We start from the raw sequence: 17,315 nt of genomic DNA, 5'->3' as shown, positions 1-17,315 counted from the left end.
GCGCCAGCACACGACGTGGCGTGCTCGCGACGGCAGAACGGACTACTGAAAGAACGGGGTCAGCGCGGGCCGGGCACCGTGTTGAGTGCCTGCGACTCCGCCACCCGAAGCTCGACGGTGCTGGTAGTGGTCATCGGCAGGAACACCCCGGAGTCCCCGGCTCCGGCCCAGGAGACCAACCAGCGGACCGTCGCCTGCACCAGGTAGACACCACCGGGCTGGGACGCGGAGGAGCGGCGGTAGACGTGCCCGCAGTCCGGCGACCCGGATCGTGGGTCCATCCCGGCCCGGAACCTGGTACCGGGCCCGTGGCAGGTGACGATCGCGCCGTCACCCATCAACCACGTCACCAACTCCGGCTTGGCGGTGGCGGTCACCGACACCCCCGGCACCGAGGCGGTCGCGGTCACCGTCTCCCAGCCATCGGCCAGCCACAACCAGGTCGGCAGCTGCACCAGCTGCTCCCCCGCTGGACTCGACGCCAACCGCGGACTCGGCAACCCGAGCTGATCCCGCGCCAGCCGTGCGACATCCTCCGGGGCGACACTCGGCACCTGAACCGGTGGACGGATCACTCCGGTCAACGAGCAGGCGCCCTCGTACCAGATGCCCGGCGGCCGCCATCCCGGCGTGCCAGGGAATCCTTCGAACGCGCTCGGCGTGTACTCACACGCTGGCTGATTCCCTGCCGTGCTTCCGCCCGGCTTCGGAACCGCCGCCTCCGCACCCGGCTTGGTCGGCGGCGACGCGGACGTTCCAGCCTCGAGCTGGCATTGCGGAGTCGGTGCCTGGCCGCAGTCCACCGTCCCCCATCCGTCCGCCCACGCCACACCAGGCACCACGAGGACCGCCAGCGTGATCGTTCCCCCGAGGGCGACGGTTCGCGTCAGCATGTGCCCACCGCCTTCACCGCGAAGTCGGACACCATCCACTGGCCACTGGCCTGCTTAGTCACCACCGCGCTGATCGACCGGCGGCCACCCGGACCGTCATCCGCGGCCAGGCGGGTCTTCGCGTCGTACTTCAGCCAGTTCGTCGAATCTCCGCAGTCGGAGATCCGCACCAAGGTCGGGGCGTCTTCGGGTTCCACCCCGGCAACCGACGGCGAGAGCTTCGGCTCGCCCAGCGTCACGAGCCCGTTCTGATGATCGGTGTACAAGCCCCGCGAGATCGTGGTCAGCGCGGTGCCGGTGGCGAACTGGCTCAACAATGGCGACTGCCAATTCGACGTCCGCGCCGCCGTGGCCATGTTCCGCCACATCCCCAGGTACACCTCAACGGCCTTCTTCCCCGCGATCTCGGCCTCCGACGGCTTCCAGAACGACGACTCCGGCGATGACGACGGGACGGACACGGTCGTCTGCGTGACGACCGACGTCTCAGGGCTGCACGCGACCACGGACGCGAACACCGCAACGGCGACTGCACGTGCAGCTGCACCAGTAATCCGCGGCGATACCGCGATTGAAGTTCGTGTTTCCACTGCTTGCCCCTCCGCGGAGATTCCGCGGGATTGCGCGGTGGCCGACCCGGTGGCGAGGCGGGTCAGGGGGTGTGGCCACCGCGCAATCCCTCATTGCGTCTCCAGGCAGTCCGCCTGGATATCCCACGAGTACCGGCGGGGTTTCGCCTGAGTGCAAGGACAGTTCTCGACTGAGTGTGGCCTCAGTCCAGGGATTCTCACTCGATCGGGCTAATGCCCACCGAACACCGGCACAGAACAAAAGTGACGTCCGCGTGGCGGGGTTGGCGGCAGTTCGTGTTAGGTGATGTTCATGGAGGGGTGGGACGTTCCGTACAGGCAGGGCGTAGAAGATGTGCTGGCGTTGTTGCGTGGCCAGTGGACAGTCGCGGTCCTCGCCGCACTCGCGCTGGGCGAGATACGACGCAAGGACTTGCTCCCGGCGATCAACGAGGTCGACGAGCGGGCCGGCCGCGTGTCGCACGCCCGGCCGCTCACCGATCGCGTGCTGGAGGACACGCTGCAGCGAGCGCATGAGGACGGTCTGATCGAGAAACGTACCGAGGGCAGCGACTTCGGCGCGGCGACGTGGTGGAGGCTCACGCCGACCGGTAGGTCGTTGCTCCGTGCGTTGCGTCCGTTGGCCGAGTGGGCACAGGAGAATCGGTACGCGCGGCTGCGTCAGATGGGCGACGCGCCGGCTTCGTGACCCGCACTGCTCGCCGAGGGCCGCACCGCGCGCACGCCGTCACGTCCGGCGTCCTTCGTGGCGAACAGAGCCTCGTCGGCACCGTGCAACAGTTCGTTGAGGTCGACGCCGTTGTCCGGCAAAGCGGCTACGCCGATCGACACACTCAGGCGAAGGTCGGGGTAGGTCGCCCCGGTGAGCGCGTCCTCGACCCGCACCGCACGCACCCGTTCGCAGATCCGTTTCGCGGTCTCCACGCTACCCGCGTGGTCGGCCCCGACCAGCAGGACGACGAACTCCTCGCCGCCGAACCGGCCCACGAGGTCGGTGCTGCGGACCGAGCTCCTGATCGCGTTGGCGACCGCGCGCAGGGCCTTGTCGCCGACGAGATGGCCGAAGCGGTCGTTGACGCCCTTGAAGTGGTCGATGTCCACCATGAGCACACCCAGGCCGGTGCCGTGCTGCTGGGCCAGCTCGACCTCTCTGGATGCGAGGCTCTGCCAGGTTCCGGCTTTGAGCAGATCGGTCTTGTCGTCGATCGTCGCGTCGTGCTCGAGCTGGCGGACCAGAATGCTGCGATGCAGCACGTAGAGCGGGAGCGGCATGAGCGTGACAGCCCACGGGTAGAACGCGAACACCAGCACGACGATCGCGCCGAAGACCAGGGTGGCGTACTCGATGGCGTTCTCGCTCCAACTGCCCACGAGCCGACCGATCGAACGGTCCGAGCGCAGCAACGCGATCGCCACACCGACCAAAGTGGAGTTCACCGTCCAGTAGACGACGATCACCAGCACGAAGGCCAGGATCCCGAGCGGACCGCCGAGGTCGACCGGCAACGTCCCGGGCAGCCATTCGTTGAGCAGGAACGCGGCGTGGCAGGACAGCACGACCGCGCACACGCTGAACACCACCCGGAACGGGTGCATCCCAGTGATCTCCCGCCAGCTGCGCCGCCACAGGTGCAGGTACAGCACAACGGTCGTGGCTGCCGCGAGGGCGGGCGAGGTGACCAGCGCCGCGGAGAATGTCCACACCGAACTCATGTTCACGTGCGGCGTGTCGGAGAACCGGCGGCGCATCCGCTCGACTCGCTTGGTGACCTCGGCCACCAGAATTCCCATGCCGACGATGACCGCGAAGTTCCTCGTCGCCTCGGCGGTGACCGGGTAGCGGAACGCGAGAACAACGGTCGTCACGACCGCCGCGAATTCCACCCCGACCAGGAATGCCCGCGGTCGAGAAGGCAGGGTCCAGATACGCCACGGACCACCCTGTGACCGACGGCGGCGATTCCGGCCTTCACCTGGGCCCCGAGGATGTGTTGCACTGGTGAACGGCGAAATTGCGTCTCCACCTGATCCCTGGTCGCCCACCACTTCCTCGACTCCGGGATTGGGCTGGCAGTCCGTACCTGGGGAGGAGGTGCCCGACGTGGCCAACAAGGACCTGTGATGAACAGCTTTCACGTCAAGCTCGTTCCCGGCACTCGCCGGCCGGGAACGAGCCACCCACACCACTGCCCCCACCAGGGCGGCCAGCACGATCGCCAACATGCCCGCTACGGCCACCGCGCGGTACGCGTCGAAAGCCTCGGCGACCACGCCACCGCCCAGGATGGCCAGCCCCTGGGACGAGTACAGCGTCGTCGACAACCGGCCCATCACCCCGCCGCGGCGAGCGTCAGGTACCCGTTGGACGACCAACTCCTGGATCTGCACGATCAGCAACGTCGAGAAGGCACCGGACACCGCCCACAACACAGCGGACACGATCAGACCGGGTGCCAGCGCGCAGAACACCAGCGGCAGCCCCGCCGCCACCGCCAGCCACGTCGCGGTCCCGATCGAGCTGCGCATCCCGGTTCGTGGCGCGAGCCACCCGCCGAGCACACTGCCCACCGGGTCCGCAGCCATCAGCACGCCCGCTCCGACGGCCAGCAGCCCCAACTGGTCCGCATACGGCGCGGCGAGCCCCTCCGGGACCACATACAGGCCGATGAGGGCCGCGAAGGCGAATACCGGCCACACCGGTGCCGTTGCACTGGCGCCAGATGCCTGGGAATCGACGGCGGCGTCTACCGAGGCCGGACGAGCACGCACTCCCGTCATGACCAGTACCGCGCTGATCGCGAACGTCGCCGCGTTGACCAGCAGCGCCAGGTGCGGCTCGAGCACCGTCATCAGCACACCACCGGCACCGAACCCTACGACCTGCGCAGTCTGTGTGGTGACCTGCCGCAACGAGAGCCCGGCACGGTAGAGCGCCTTGTCGGTCAGGATCTGTGGGAGCACCGCGAGCTGGGCAGCCTTGAATGGTGCCGCCGCGGCGCTGAGCACCGCCACCAAACCCCACAGCACCGGCAGCGGCAGCCCAGGAACGGCCATCGCCGCCGCGAGCAACGCCCGAACCAGATCGGTAACCACCAGCACCTGACGGCGAGGGAAGCGGTCCGCGAGCCCGGACAGCAACAGTCCACCGATGATCGCGGGCACGAACGTCAACGCGTAGGTCAACGCCGTCAGCGACGCCGACGAGGTCCGCGCGTACACGAGAACGGCCAGCGCCACACGCGCCAGCTGGTCACCGGCCACCGACGCCAGCTCGGCCCCCCACAAGTACCGGAACTCCCGGGCACGCAGCGGCGCCAACAGCCCGATCTTGGTCTCCCCTGTCATAGCTCCCCCGAACCCGCGCACTACATAGATCGCCCCGAACTCCCCACCCCGACAATCGACGTTAGGTGCTTCATCGCAGGTCATGGACCCGTTACGGCAAGGTGTACCCGAACGGTGGAGGCACAATCACGTTCAGTAACAGCCTGCGGAGAGAGTCCGGGCCAGCCATGAACACGTTGCATGTGCTGATGTGGGCGGTGCTCGGCTTGGCCGTGGGCGCGACGCTCGCCCCGACCGCAGCCCGACTCGCCGCAGTACCTGACCGCAGGCTCTACCGACTGGTGATCGCCATGACCACAACGGTCACCTGTGCCGTCCTCGCGCACCGGTACTCCGTAACACCCGCGATGGTGGCGCTGACCGTGTTCGGTTCCGTCGGCGTGCTGCTCGGGACGGTCGACGTCCTGGTCCAGCGGTTGCCCCGAACACTGGTGTGGCCCACGTGCGCAGCCGTCGCGGCACTCTTCGCCACGGAGGAGATAGGCGATGGCGCGGACATGTGCCGCCTGTCGCGAGCGGCCGTTGGTGCCATCGCACTGGTCGGCGGCTACCTCGGTGTCGCGCTCGCGAGTCGAGGCGGCCTCGGTGCCGGTGATGTCCGGGCGGCGTTTCTCGTCGGCGGCGTGCTCGGATGGCATGGGTGGTCTGCCCTGTTGGCGGGCACAGTGCTGGGGTTCCTCGCTACAGGCGCAATCAGTGCCGCATGGTGCAGACGGCGAACGACCATTCCCCATGGGCCTGGCATGCTCGCAGGCGCCTTTGCCGCCTTGCTGCTGTAGCAGATGGCGTCCGGGACCCGCGTTGATTCCGCCGGGCACGGGAGCACCCGGCGGGAATCGTCACTTCCGCTTGCGAGACGCCTTCCCCGTCAACGGCTTTTGTCCCGCCACTTTGGCCTCCTTGTAGGCCTCGACAACATGCCCTGGTATCCGTCCCCGGGCAGCCAATTCGTAGCCGTTCTCGTTCGCCCATTCTCGAATCTCGCTGGCCTCACTCTGGTTAGCCAGCCGGCCGGGCGACGCAACCCGCCGCTTCCTGCCACCAGTTCGACGCGCATTGGCGACGTACTCCTCCAACGTCTTACGGAGGTTGTTCGCGTTCGATGCGCTGAGATCGATCTCGAACTCCGCGCCGTCAAGTCCGAACGAGACAGTGGACACATCTTCTGACGAGGTGCCGTCGAGGTCGTCGACCAGCTGCACCAGAACTTTTTGAGCCATTTTCCTACTTTCACACAGAGCCATGCGCACTATACGTGGGGCGTACGCGTCACATACAACATAACAGTATCAGGAGCCGGAACCTCGAGAACATCCTAAATATGCGAAACCCTGTATGTCCGTCCACGAACGAATTTCAGCTCCCAACGCGACAGACATCACTGACAGGAAGCGCGGCTATGACCGCCAGCCGATCCGGGACTCAAGAGGCGCACGTCAACACGCGAGCAACCGGATGCGGACCTCTGCGGGCCCGACGAGGCCACCCTCAATGCTGGTGCGTGGCAGGAATTACCCATTGATGTCTTTGTGAGCTCTTGCCAGAGAGGATCGGCGCGCATCACGGTCCAGGTCGACGGGGAAACGGGCAGCTACCTCACTGCGGCCAGGACGGCCAGGCCGCGTTGCTGCGCCAACGTAGTGGCGCCGGGTGCGGCTTCGGGGTGCTGGGCCGTTTCGCGGCCCGTGGTGACAACCGAAAGCTCGCGGTGGCCAGGATCGAAGCGCTACAAGCCGTGCTCACGGCTTACTTGCAAGGCTGCGTGAGACGACCACTCGGCACTGATCCTGTTCCTTCAACACAGTTCGGTGAGTTCGGTACGGGCGGTGACGCCGAGCTTCGGGAACGCCTTGTAGAGGTGATAGCCAACTGTGCGTGGGCTGAGGAACAGCTGAGCTGCGATGTCGCGGTTGGAGAGTCCGCGGGCGGCGAGCCGGATGATCTTCCGCTCCTGTGGGGTGAGCGTGGCCAGGGTTCCGCTCGTGGCGTCGCGTTCGAGTGCTGACACGGTCTCACCGGTCGCCTCGAGTTCGGTGCGGGCTCGGGCTGCCCATCGTGTGGCCTCGAGTCTGCGGAACGTCTCGTACGCGTCGCGTAGTTGCGAGCGCGCCTCGGATTTGCGACGGGCACGGCGCAGCCACTCGCCGTAGAGCAGGGCGGTGCGTGCGTGGTCAAACTGCCGGTCTCCCGGATGGCGTCCCAGTGCGGCCCGGTACAGGTCGTCAGCGTCGGTGTCGGGGGCGAGCAGCGCCCGGCAACGGTGGACGTTGGCGTCGATCCACGGTTGGCGTGCCTGCCGTGCCCAGTTCGTGAGGCGGGCGAACGGGTCGCGAGCGGCCTCGGGTCTTCCGAGTCTGACGGCGGCTTCGACCAGGTCTGGAACGCTGCGCAGGCCGGGGAGCTGGTGGCGCATCGGTCCGGTGTGGAGGGTCGTGAGCCGGGTGAGGGCGGACTCCCACCGAGCGTTGCCGAGGTCGAGTAAGGCCAGTGCCCACTGGGCCCAGGACATGCCGGGTGGGGGCGTGCCGGGTTCGGGCGCGGCTAGCGCGTCGTCGGCCAGGGCGTGGCAGCGTGCTTCGTCTCCGGACACCGCTGCCAGATAGGCCAGCACGCCGCTGGTTTCAGCGATCCACTGCCGGTGCCCGAGTTCCTGTGCGATGGTCAATGCCTCGGTCGCCTCGTCCCAGGCGTCGGTGTGCCGGCTGAGAAACGTCGACGCTCTGGCCATGCAGGCGAGCACGGGCGGAGTGCGGCCGAGCCATCCGTGGGTGCGGCATCGGGTGAGGAGTTCCTGGGCCACCTGACGTGCCGTGGTGTCGTGGCCGACGGCCTGGAGGCTGGTGGCACCGACGAGGATGGCGTCGTGCGGGCCGCCGAACCCGGTTCGCTCGGCGTCCGCGATCACCCGTGCCAGGGTCTGCGGGTCGTGGTCGGCCTGTTCGGTCGCGGACCGCACAGCCGTGGTCAGCAGGCGGGCGACGTGCCTGAGCGGGTCGCCGAGCGGTAGCGGTACGGCGTCCAGCTGGTCCGCGGTGTCCGTGATCTCCTGGTCGCCGAGGTACCAGGCGGCGTGCACGGCGTCGAGCAGCAGGTGGGTGGCCAGTTGCGGGTCGTCCGCGAACGTGGCGGCCCCGGTCAGGAGCTGGTGGGCCGTGCGGAGCGCCCCTGCGTGGAACGCCGCGGTGGCCCGCACCCGCATGACGCGGACGGCCAGCGCCGGGTCGTCGGCATCGTCGGCGGCGAGTGCGGTCATACGTTCGACGTCGCCTTCCTCGGCGGCCGCTTCAGCGGCCAGCACGAGCCTGCGAGCGCGGTCTACGCCCGGGGAAGTCAGCTCGGCAGCCCGTTCGTAGGCTGCGGCCGCGGCGGCGTATCCACTGCGCGCCGCCGCGCGCCGGGCGGTGCTCTCCAGCTCGGCGGCCACCTGCTCGTCGGGGCCGGTGGCGACCACGGCGTGGTGCCACGCGCGGCGGTCGGCGTCGTCGGGGTGGTCGAGGGCGTTGGCGAGGGCGGTGTGGACCAGGAGACGGAGGCTGACGGGTGCCGCCTGGTAGACGGCGGACCGGACCAGCGGGTGGCGGAAGCGCACGGTGTGGGTGTCCACCCGGATCAGCCGTGCCGTTTCGGCGGGCACCAGGTCCGCCGGCCCGCAGCCGAGGGTGGCCGCCGCACGCAGGACGACGTCGCGATGCCCGGTGTCCTCGGCCGCCGCGACGAGCAGCAGGTTCCTGGTCGGCTCTGGCAGCCGCCGTACCTGGTCGAGGAACGCCGCCTGGACCGCGTCGGTCATGGGCAGCGCCTGACCGGCACCCGCGTGCGATCGGCCGCTGAGTGCGGCGGGCAGTTCGAGGAGGGCGAGTGGGTTGCCCTGTGCCTCGGCCAGCACCCGGTTCCGGTCAGCGGGGGACAGCGTTGCGGCGTGCCCGTCCAGCAGCCCGGCGGCTGCGCCTGTGTCGAGACCGCTCAGTGACAGATGGGTGAGTCCGGGCGCGGTGAACGCCGGCCTGGCAGCGATGATCAACGCGACGCCCTCAGCGTCGAGCCGGCGGGCGGCGAACAGCAGCGCCTCCGCCGATGCCCGATCCAGCCACTGCGCGTCGTCGACCAGGCAGACCGCGGGGGTGCCGTCGGCGAAGTCGGCGAGCAGCGAGAGGACGGCCAGGCCGACGAGCATGCGGTCACCCGGTTCGGCGGGGGCGAGCCCGAACGCGCCACGCAGGGCACGTGCCTGTGGCGCGGGCAGGGCGTCGATCCGGTCGAGCGCGGGACGCAGCAGCAGGTGCAGGCCCGCGAACGGAAGGTGCGCCTCGGACTCGATCCCGGTGCTGCGCAGAACCGGCAGGTCAGTGGCCGCCGACGCCGCGTACTCCAGCAGCGCGGTCTTGCCGATGCCGGGTTCCCCGGTGACCAGCAGGCACCCGCTCCGACCGGCCCGGCACGCGGCCAGCAGCCGGTCGATGACCGATATCTCCTCCTCCCGCCCGTACAGCACGGGGGCGACAGTACTTAAACCGACGGGCGAGAACCGGCCCGCATCGGCAGGGTGTGACAGATTCCGCACGTCGCCTCTGGCCGTAGCGTGGTCGACGTCTTCGACCGGGACGACCCAGGAGCCGCACGTTGTCACCTGATCCGACGACCCGCCACCCGCTGCCGGCACACGAACGGGTGGTGTTCCTCAAACCGCTGGTCAGCTCGCCCACGATCGAGGTCGGCGAGTACACGTACTACGACGACCCGGACGGCGCGACCGAGTTCGAGCACCGCAACGTGCTCTACGCCTACGGACCGGAGCGGTTGGTCATCGGCAAGTACTGCGCGATCGCCGCCGGTGCCCGGTTTCTGATGGCGGGCGCCGAGCACCCCACGATGGGCGCGTCCACTTACCCGTTCACCATGTTCGGCGGTCGGTGGGCCGAGAAGACGCTCGACATCGTCACCGGCATGCCCAGCCGGGGCGACACCGTGGTCGGCAACGACGTGTGGTTCGGCTACCAGACCACCGTCATGCCCGGGGTGACGGTCGGCGACGGCGCGATCGTCGCCGCGGGCTCCCTGGTCACCGCCGACGTCCCGCCCTACATGGTCGTCGGCGGCAACCCGGCCCGCCCGATCCGACAGCGCTTCGACGACGCGGACGTCGCGCTGCTGCGGCGGGCCGCGTGGTGGGACTGGCCGGCCGAGCTGGTGACCGAACACGTCCGCACCATCATGGCCGGCACGCCCGCCGACATCGCCCGCGTCGCCGCCGAACACGGGCTGGAGAGGGCATGATCGAGGAGTACCCGGTGGCGGGCGGCGGACCGTACGCGCTCACCACCGGTCCGGATGGCGCGCTGTGGTTCACGTTGGTCCACAGTGGACAGATCGGCAGGCTGGTGCCCGGCGGCGAGCAGGAGACCCACCGGCTCGACCCGGGCTGCGGGCCGACGAACATCACGCCGGGCCCGGACGGTGCGCTGTGGTTCACCGAGTACCACGCCCACCGGATCGGCCGCATCACCACCGGCGGCGAGGTCACCGAGTTCCCGCTGCGGGAGTGCGGCCCGTTCGGCATCGTCACCGGGCCTGACGGGGCGCTGTGGTTCACCATGACCGCCACCGACCACATCGGACGGATCACGGTCGGCGGACAGGTCACCGAGTTCCCGCTCCCGGCGACGGGCGCGTTCCCGTCGGCGATCACGGCGGGGCAGGACGGCGCCCTGTGGTTCACCATGAACCAGGCCAACGCCATCGGCCGCGTCGACACCGGCGGCGCGGTGACCGTCCACCCGCTCCCCACCGAGGCGGCCGCCCCCGTCGGGATCGCCGCGGGACCGGACGGCGCGGTGTGGTTCGTCGAGATCGCCGCGGGCCAGATCGGGCGGATCACCCCCGACGGTGAGATCACGGAGTTCCCGCTGCCGGACCGCGCGGGCCGTCCGCACGCGATCACCCCCGGTCCCGACGGTGCCCTGTGGTTCACCGAATGGGGTGGCAACCGCGTCGGGTCCATCACCGTCGACGGCGTGGTCGAGACCCACGACCTGCCCACCCCGGGCGCCGAACCACACGGCATCGCCCTCGGCCCCGACCGCGCCATGTGGATCGCACTGGAACCCGGCGCGCTGGCCCGCATCGACCCGAGAGGAACCCCGTGAACTCCTTCGACCCGGCCGTCGAGTTCGACCGGCAGTTCGCCAACCTGATCCACCGGGACTACCCCACGCTAGCCGGACTCTCCCGCGACGAGTTCACCGACCTGGTCACCCCACTGCGAGCGGTCGCTACGACCACCGACCACGCACCGCCCGCCGACGGCCGGGTCCCGTTCCTGCTCGTGATCACCCGCCAGGTCGTGCCGATCGAGCAGATGATGCCCTGTACGACCCTGCACGGCAAGGACAAACCCGGTTTCGTCGACCGCTCCTTCGAACCCGGCTCCCTCGAACGATTCATCGCCATCGAGGAGACCGGGGTCGCCGACCAGCGCGCCTACCTGCTGCTCGACATCGAACGCGGCGAGGAGTTCTGCGGTGTCGTTCCCAACGACGCCATGGCCACCATCGCGTCCCGCGGACGTACCCTCCTCACGATCGAGGAAGGCGTCGCGCTGATCACCCACCACCCCGAGATCCTGGTCAAGAACAAGTGCTTCTCCCTCGGCGGTTCCCGCTCCGGCGACCGCCGTGTCCCCGCCATCTGGATCAGCCAGCACGCACCCAAACTCGGCTGGTGCTGGCAAGGCAACCCACACAGCTGGCTCGGCATGGCCTCCGCACGCGCCCGCAGCCGATGATCGGTCGGCCACGTCGGCCGGCAGCGACCACAGGGCCCAAGCGCTCCGCTCATACGCTTCGCGCCCACCGACCAACCCCGAAACGCATCGCGGGCTGACCTCGAGACCGGCCCGTCGTCACGCTCAACGACAGCGCTCTGCGATGCTATCTATCAAGCCAGCGAGCAGCGGACCGGCCAGCAACGCCAGCACGATGGTTACTCGTCGGACACGTCCGCCCACCGATGCCGGTTCTCGGCGATGATTGGTAGGGCTTTGTCGCCTTCGTGTGCTGCGGTCCAGAGTCGGTCGGTGAGTTTGTTGTAGGTGCTGACTTGGTCTTCGTCGTCGATGCGGAGTTCTCCGGCGGGGTGTTCGACGAAGACTTCGTTGTCGACGATCCAGAATCCGGTGGGCACGAGGTGTGGGAGCTGCTGGTAGGCGGGCAGTATGCCGAATCTGACGCCGGGTAGCCCGACGACGGTGGTCAGGCGGTCGAGTTGGGCGACCATGACGTTCGGTGGGCAGACCGCGGTGGACAGGGCTGATTCGGCGATGAGGATCTCGATGGTGCGGCGGGGTTCGTAGAGGATTTGCGAGCGTTGCAGGCGTGCGCGGACGGCTTCGTCGACGTCGTCGGCGGAGGTGCCGAGCAGTTCTGCTTGGGACAGGAAGACGGCTCGGGCGTAGTCGGCGATCTGCAGTAGGCCGGGGACGGCCATGATGTCGACCGCGCGGATGACCGATGCCGCGCTTTCCTCTCGCGCGTCCTGCTTTTGGCGGGCGCGATGCCCGCCGCGTACCTGGCGTCGCCATGCGCCGTGTGCGATGCGCAGGCGACGCAGGTGGTCGCGCATCGTGTCGAGGTGATCGTCTGCGTCGGTGATCCGCAGCCAGTCGGTGAGGTCGCGGTCGTTGGGCAGCTGTTTGCCGTGCTCGAGTTTGCTGACCTTGGTGGGGTCCCAGCCGAGCGCGGCGGCGAGTTCCTTCTGCTTGAGGTCGGCTTGTGTGCGCAGCGCGGCGAGCCGGTCGCCGAATTCCAGGCGCTGCGTCTCGTAGTTCACCGGGTCCTCTAGCAGGTCATGGGATGTTCGCGTGTGCCCATTCTCGGTAGGCGACCGAAGCATCCCATGCGCGGTCACGCGCTTGCTGGAACGGGCGGACGGCCGCCGTGTCCTCGATGAGCTCGGCGCCCGCGACACCGTCGGATCCGAAGTGGAGCACGGCCACGCGTGCGTCGTCGAACAGCCAGAAGTCCTGCTCCGGCAGCTCTAGCTCGCGTGCGCGGGCCTCGGGCAGGATGCGGATGTCTTCCCCGGCCTCGACCGCGGGCGGGGTCAGGACGCTGAGTTCGTAGCGTTGGTAGTCCGTGGATGGGTCGTACAGGACGCGCACGCGCCCGAACCGTTTCCCGGCACTGGTGATGTCGCGGATCCATGCCCACCAGTCCGCGATCCACTCGAGGTCGTCGGGCTCGCCGGCGAGCCAGCGGCGGAGCGGTTCACGTTCCTCCGGTTCGTCGTAGGCGGGTTGGATCTCCAGCCGCCACGCCGACTCGGTGAAGGTGTCGAAGAGGGCTTCGAACTCGGTGCGCGACAGCATCAGTGGTCCGTGGGCAGGAACTGCAGGATGTCCATGGGGACTTCGACGATGTCCTCGTGGTCGGGCAGGCCACGGCGACGGGCCTCGGTGAGTGCCTCCTCGTCGGTCACCTTCCAGCCCTGGATGAGCAGCGTGTCGCGGTCTGTGGCGAACACGGTTGGCGAGCCGGACTTGCCTGAATCGACCGTTCCGAGGTGCCGGATCTTCACGGGCTAGCTCCATTCCTGAGGACCTGGTGTGGCCTGCGACCAGTGTACATGCTCAACTTGCTTGAAAAATGCTTCAAACTTGCTCACACTTGTTGGGGTGCGCCGACGAGCTCTGGGGGATGAGCGATGACCAACCCGCCGAAGGCTCGTGATGTCGGCCTCCTGCACCTGTTCACCGCGTGGGCGAACGGCGCGGTGATCCTCGCGGGCACCGCCGCGCATCACCGACAGCAGATACGCCGCGGTCCCCGTGTGCCGGTTCCGTGCGACGACTGCGAGACGACGGTGTTCGGCGACGACGAAGCCGACGCGGCCGACCGGCTGGACAGACACCGAGCACGCGAGCATCCCGGCTCCGCCGCGTCGTGAATCCCCGAACCGCCCGCCGATCACGGAGGCACGGCATGCACACGCTCATCGCCAGCCCGTTCCTGGACGACCACCTGCTTCTGCGGCCGGGAAGCACCCAGGGCCTTCGGATCGGCGAACGTCGCTTCAAGGAACTCGCCGCCGCCAACTCGCCCTGCCCGCCGTGGCTGGTCGACGCGGTCGGCCGTCGTTGGCCCGACCTCCAGCTCGCCGGTCGCCGTGTCGATGAGGTCGTGCTGGTCCGGCAGGCCTCACCGTTCGGGTACGGTCGCGCCTCCTACGAGCTGAACCTGGGCTGCAACTACGACTGCGAACACTGCTACCTCGCCCTGAAGAAGTTCGATGGCCTGCCCTGGCCCGACCGAAAACGGCTCCTTCACGTGATGCGGGACGCGGGCGTGCTCTGGCTGCAGCTCACCGGCGGCGAACCACTGATCGACAAGCTGTTCCCCGATGTCTACCGGCTCGCCTACGAGCTGGGCATGATGATCAGCGTCTCGTCGAACGGGTCGCGCCTGCCCAACCGGTCAATCCTCGACCTGCTCACCACCCTGCGGCCGTACCGGCTGACGATCAGCGTCTATGGCGCCACCGCCGAGTCCTACGACAGCCTCACCCGCCGCCCCGGATCGTTCGCCAAGTTCCAGCGCGGCCTGCTCGCCGCGCACGAGGCCGGGCTCCCGCTGAACCTGAACCTCATCGTCACCCAGCACAACGCCCACGAACACGACGCGATGATCGACATGGCCGACCGCCTCGGGCTGCCGCACCACGTGTTCTCCAACATGTCCCCCACGATCTACGGCGGCGCGGAAAGCCTGCCCGCCCAATCCCGGGAGTACCTGCGCAAACGCAAGCCGTTCACCGGCTGCAACGCCGGCCACACGTTCTTCCACGTCGACCCGCACGGCCAGGCCAGCATCTGCAAGGTCGGCCGCGACCCGCAGATCCCGCTCCTGGCCGAAGGCGTCGACGGCCTCGCCCGCCTCCGCTCCATCGCCGACAAGCTCCTGCTCCGGCAGGGCGGCTGCACCGGCTGCGGCTTGCAGGGCACCTGCGGCACCTGCATGCCGCTGGTCACCCTCTACCGCAAAGCCAACGCACCCCTGGCCTCTTACTGCCAGCACGGCCCCGACCGCCGCGACCAGCAGAGGAGGTGACCGGATGACCGCCGTCATGGTCGACATCACGTTCCGCCGACCCGACACCCCAGCCGCCTCGGGAACGGACGAGATCGAGTTCGTCGACGACCTCGACGCCCTCGTCGAATCGTCGAAGTGCAGCTGCAACGCCGGCGATGACAACCCGTACTGATCCCGCGCGGGTGAGCATCGGCGTGTCCCACGGCGGTGCTCACCCCGCACCCATCGACCCGCCGGTAGCCTGCCCGCCATGCGGTTCCGGGCCGACTGGCTACGCGAGGTGCTGACCGTGCCCTACGTGCCCATCCTCGGCCCGGTCCACCCCGACCTCGCCGACGCCATCCTGTTCGACGAGGTGCTCACCGCCGCCCTCGAGGGCGTGGTGCTGCCCTACGACAAGCACAGCCGGTGGCACCGCCAGCGACCCGAGGTGCCGCTCGTGGACGAGATCGTGCACCAGCCAAAGCACACGATCATCCCCGTCCTGTCCCGCCGAGGCGCGGGAACGATCAAGCTCTTCTTCTACGGTGCCCATTCGGACCTGCCGGAGCTGCAGAAGATCGTGCGGGTGAGCTGTCGAGTACACAAAGCCGCGCACGGCCAGGTTGTCGTATTCGACCAGCAGCCTGCGGTGCGCGAGGGCCGGGTCACCCGACTCCTGCTCAAGGAGTTCCAGGCCCCCTCCCCCAGGCCAGGAGCATCACCGATCAGCGAGCTGCGCCCGGACCAGCTGACCGAGTTTCTCGTCCTCGCGGACCGCCTGGCCGAGCACGGGTTCGGTTTCCTCGGCCAACGCCTCGCCGATGGCCGGGTCACCGGCCCGGTCCTCGTCGCCTGGGACGAGGACCAGATGGTCGGCGCGATCGGCCCGCTCGACACCCTCCGTGATCGACAGGGGACCCGGATGCTGCTCCCCCAGTACTTCGGCGTGCTGCCCGAACACCACGGACACGGGCACGGGCGCGCGCTCTGGCGAGCCGCCGCGGACTGGGGGCACCGCCACGGCGCCGCCTACCAGCTCCTGCAAACCCAACTCGGCCAGGCATCCGACCAGCTGTTCCTGTCCGAAGGACTCCACACGCTCGGCTTCGCCACCACGGTGCACGCATGACCAGCAGCTCGATCAGCGGCACGGCCAACGCCATGGCGCCCAGCACACCCCGCACCACTTGGGACGACCTACCACACGACGTACGCGACGCCATCACACAGAAGACCGACACCGTGCACCGGATCGAACCGATCACCTCCGGGCTGAACTCTTCCTTCGCCGCCCGCATCGACACAACCACCGGCCCGATCTTCCTCAAAGGCACACGCAGCGAACGAGCCACCGCCGCCCGCCGCGAAGCCCAGATCAACCCGCTCGTCACCGGCCTGTCACCCCGGCTGCGGTGGGAACTCGAGACCAGCGGATGGCACCTCCTCGCCTTCGACCACCTCGACGGACACCGCGCCGACTACACCCCCGGCTCAGCCGACCTGCCCCTGCTCACGACAACCCTCACCAAGCTCGCCACCATCACCGCCCCACCCACCGCTCGCAACGTGACCGACCGCTGGTCCGACGCCGCCCAACGAGCTGGTGTCGATCCTGAGGTGTTCGCAGGCGACCGGCTGCTGCACACCGACCTCAACCCCCACAACATCCTCATCGTCGACGGCCTCGCCTACCTCGTCGACTGGTCCTGGCCCAGCCAAGGCGCCCCCTGGATCGACACCGCCTCCGTCGCACTCTGGCTCATCGCCGAAGGCCACACCCCACACGACGCCGAAGCCTGGGCTCTCAGTTCTCCTACCTGGAACCGTGTCGCCCCGGCTGAGGTCAGCGCGTTCACCGCCGCGCAAAGCAGCCTCTGGGAAGAAATCGCGGACGCCGACCCCCAGCCCTGGAAACAACGGCTCCACGCGGCAGCCCAGACCTGGCACAGCTACCGACACACACTCTGACCCCAGACTCAGGCGTCGGTCGAGGTCGCCGATGTCGGTCAAACTGCGCAGAACAAAGCCCCGGCCTCCTAGCGGTCTTGCCTGACCGACCTTCCACCGAATCCGCTTCGGTCCGTCGGCCATCAGTCACGGCGTCCTCGCCAGGCTGGCGGCCTGCCAAGCAGTTCAACTACGACGTGGCGTTCGAAATGGCCGCCGTGAAGGCAAGCCAGGGGCTGTGGCCGAAGTTCAGCTTCGGACCCTCCGGGTTCTTACTGTCCCGCAGACCAACGATCACCTGGCTGAAGGCGACTTCGACGCAGTCGCCGTTGGGCTCGCTGAAGGAGGACTTGCGCCACGCGACTTCGACGCAAGCGCCGTTGGGCTCACTGAACGAGGACTTGCGCCAACGGCCGAAGCTGTCCTGACCGGGAAGTTCGCTGTTCATGTCGGGTCGTGCCTTCCGATGGTGTGCA

General features: G+C 68.5%; 19 protein-coding genes. 10 read left to right on the top strand and 9 right to left on the bottom strand.

Annotated features, from left to right (window positions below; genetic code table 11):
- Positions 1-59: 59 nt before the first annotated feature.
- Complete coding sequence (locus ACIBVP_RS38025; protein WP_396111329.1) at positions 60-455, bottom strand: hypothetical protein; 396 nt, start codon at positions 453-455, stop codon at positions 60-62.
- A gap of 431 nt (positions 456-886) precedes the next feature.
- Positions 887-1,354: a hypothetical protein gene (locus tag ACIBVP_RS38020; protein ID WP_396111328.1), complete on the bottom strand. Its 468-nt coding sequence runs from the start codon at positions 1,352-1,354 to the stop codon at positions 887-889.
- Between the two features lie 421 nt (positions 1,355-1,775).
- On the opposite strand from ACIBVP_RS38020, the gene ACIBVP_RS38015 reads away from it, so the two are divergent.
- Positions 1,776-2,171, top strand: a complete 396-nt coding sequence (locus tag ACIBVP_RS38015) for a winged helix-turn-helix transcriptional regulator (RefSeq protein WP_396111327.1) — start codon at positions 1,776-1,778, stop codon at positions 2,169-2,171.
- Here the strand turns inward: ACIBVP_RS38015 and ACIBVP_RS38010 are convergent.
- A complete protein-coding gene (locus ACIBVP_RS38010; RefSeq protein ID WP_396111326.1) occupies positions 2,144-4,912 on the bottom strand; it encodes an MFS transporter in 2,769 nt (922 codons plus the stop codon). The genes ACIBVP_RS38015 and ACIBVP_RS38010 overlap by 28 nt on opposite strands.
- Positions 4,913-4,995: 83 nt before the next feature.
- Here ACIBVP_RS38010 and ACIBVP_RS38005 point away from each other — a divergent pair, with 83 nt between their 5' ends.
- Positions 4,996-5,607, top strand: a complete 612-nt coding sequence (locus ACIBVP_RS38005) for a hypothetical protein (RefSeq protein ID WP_396111325.1) — start codon at positions 4,996-4,998, stop codon at positions 5,605-5,607.
- 60 nt (positions 5,608-5,667) lie between these two features.
- Here the strand turns inward: ACIBVP_RS38005 and ACIBVP_RS38000 are convergent, their stop codons facing one another.
- Complete coding sequence (locus ACIBVP_RS38000; protein ID WP_396111324.1) at positions 5,668-6,048, bottom strand: Lsr2 family protein; 381 nt, start codon at positions 6,046-6,048, stop codon at positions 5,668-5,670.
- Positions 6,049-6,623: 575 nt separating this feature from the next.
- On the bottom strand, positions 6,624-9,320 hold the full coding sequence (locus ACIBVP_RS37995; RefSeq protein WP_396111323.1) for a helix-turn-helix transcriptional regulator: 2,697 nt from the start codon (positions 9,318-9,320) through the stop codon (positions 6,624-6,626).
- 128 nt (positions 9,321-9,448) lie between these two features.
- Between ACIBVP_RS37995 and ACIBVP_RS37990 the strand changes: the two genes are divergently transcribed.
- Genes ACIBVP_RS37990 through ACIBVP_RS37980 form a run of 3 tightly spaced genes read left to right on the top strand, consistent with a single transcriptional unit; the run spans position 9,449 to position 11,609 of the window.
- Positions 9,449-10,102, top strand: a complete 654-nt coding sequence (locus ACIBVP_RS37990) for a CatB-related O-acetyltransferase (RefSeq protein WP_396111322.1) — start codon at positions 9,449-9,451, stop codon at positions 10,100-10,102.
- Positions 10,099-10,971 (top strand): virginiamycin B lyase, encoded by an 873-nt coding sequence (locus ACIBVP_RS37985; protein WP_396111321.1) that lies wholly within the window; start codon positions 10,099-10,101, stop codon positions 10,969-10,971. Before ACIBVP_RS37990 ends, ACIBVP_RS37985 begins: the two co-directional genes overlap by 4 nt.
- Complete coding sequence (locus ACIBVP_RS37980) at positions 10,968-11,609, top strand: DUF5701 family protein (protein ID WP_396111320.1); 642 nt, start codon at positions 10,968-10,970, stop codon at positions 11,607-11,609. Before ACIBVP_RS37985 ends, ACIBVP_RS37980 begins: the two co-directional genes overlap by 4 nt.
- A gap of 197 nt (positions 11,610-11,806) precedes the next feature.
- Here ACIBVP_RS37980 and ACIBVP_RS37975 read toward each other — a convergent pair whose 3' ends face one another.
- The 3 genes from ACIBVP_RS37975 to ACIBVP_RS37965 are packed head-to-tail and all read right to left on the bottom strand — an operon-like array spanning position 11,807 to position 13,399.
- The gene (locus ACIBVP_RS37975; RefSeq protein ID WP_396111319.1) at positions 11,807-12,652 is read right to left on the bottom strand and encodes a helix-turn-helix domain-containing protein; all 846 of its coding nucleotides are present in this window, start codon (positions 12,650-12,652) and stop codon (positions 11,807-11,809) included.
- A gap of 16 nt (positions 12,653-12,668) precedes the next feature.
- Positions 12,669-13,190 (bottom strand): DUF6879 family protein, encoded by a 522-nt coding sequence (locus tag ACIBVP_RS37970; RefSeq protein ID WP_396111318.1) that lies wholly within the window; start codon positions 13,188-13,190, stop codon positions 12,669-12,671.
- Entirely contained in the window at positions 13,190-13,399 is a 210-nt protein-coding gene (locus ACIBVP_RS37965) for a hypothetical protein (protein WP_396111317.1), read from the bottom strand. Before ACIBVP_RS37965 ends, ACIBVP_RS37970 begins: the two co-directional genes overlap by 1 nt.
- 126 nt (positions 13,400-13,525) lie before the next feature.
- Here ACIBVP_RS37965 and ACIBVP_RS37960 point away from each other — a divergent pair, with 126 nt between their 5' ends.
- From ACIBVP_RS37960 to ACIBVP_RS37940, 5 genes are all read left to right on the top strand, one after another.
- On the top strand, positions 13,526-13,768 hold the full coding sequence (locus tag ACIBVP_RS37960) for a hypothetical protein (protein ID WP_396111316.1): 243 nt from the start codon (positions 13,526-13,528) through the stop codon (positions 13,766-13,768).
- 35 nt (positions 13,769-13,803) lie between these two features.
- Positions 13,804-14,928: a radical SAM protein gene (locus ACIBVP_RS37955; protein ID WP_396111315.1), complete on the top strand. Its 1,125-nt coding sequence runs from the start codon at positions 13,804-13,806 to the stop codon at positions 14,926-14,928.
- 4 nt (positions 14,929-14,932) lie between these two features.
- Positions 14,933-15,082 (top strand): hypothetical protein, encoded by a 150-nt coding sequence (locus ACIBVP_RS37950; protein WP_396111314.1) that lies wholly within the window; start codon positions 14,933-14,935, stop codon positions 15,080-15,082.
- 78 nt (positions 15,083-15,160) lie between these two features.
- Positions 15,161-16,021 carry a GNAT family N-acetyltransferase gene (locus tag ACIBVP_RS37945; protein WP_396111313.1) on the top strand — a complete coding sequence of 287 codons (861 nt, stop codon included), beginning with the start codon at positions 15,161-15,163 and terminating at the stop codon, positions 16,019-16,021.
- A complete protein-coding gene (locus tag ACIBVP_RS37940) occupies positions 16,018-16,860 on the top strand; it encodes a hypothetical protein (RefSeq protein ID WP_396111312.1) in 843 nt (280 codons plus the stop codon). Before ACIBVP_RS37945 ends, ACIBVP_RS37940 begins: the two co-directional genes overlap by 4 nt.
- A 169-nt stretch (positions 16,861-17,029) precedes the next feature.
- Here ACIBVP_RS37940 and ACIBVP_RS37935 read toward each other — a convergent pair whose 3' ends face one another.
- A complete protein-coding gene (locus ACIBVP_RS37935) occupies positions 17,030-17,287 on the bottom strand; it encodes a DUF397 domain-containing protein (protein ID WP_396111311.1) in 258 nt (85 codons plus the stop codon).
- Positions 17,288-17,315 lie beyond the last annotated feature (28 nt).

The sequence above is a fragment of the Actinophytocola sp. NPDC049390 genome, from assembly GCF_044466355.1.
Taxonomy (GTDB): Bacteria; Actinomycetota; Actinomycetes; order Mycobacteriales; family Pseudonocardiaceae; genus Actinophytocola.
Note: the sequence above shows the minus strand (reverse complement) of the source record. Positions and strands in the feature narration are given on the sequence as shown.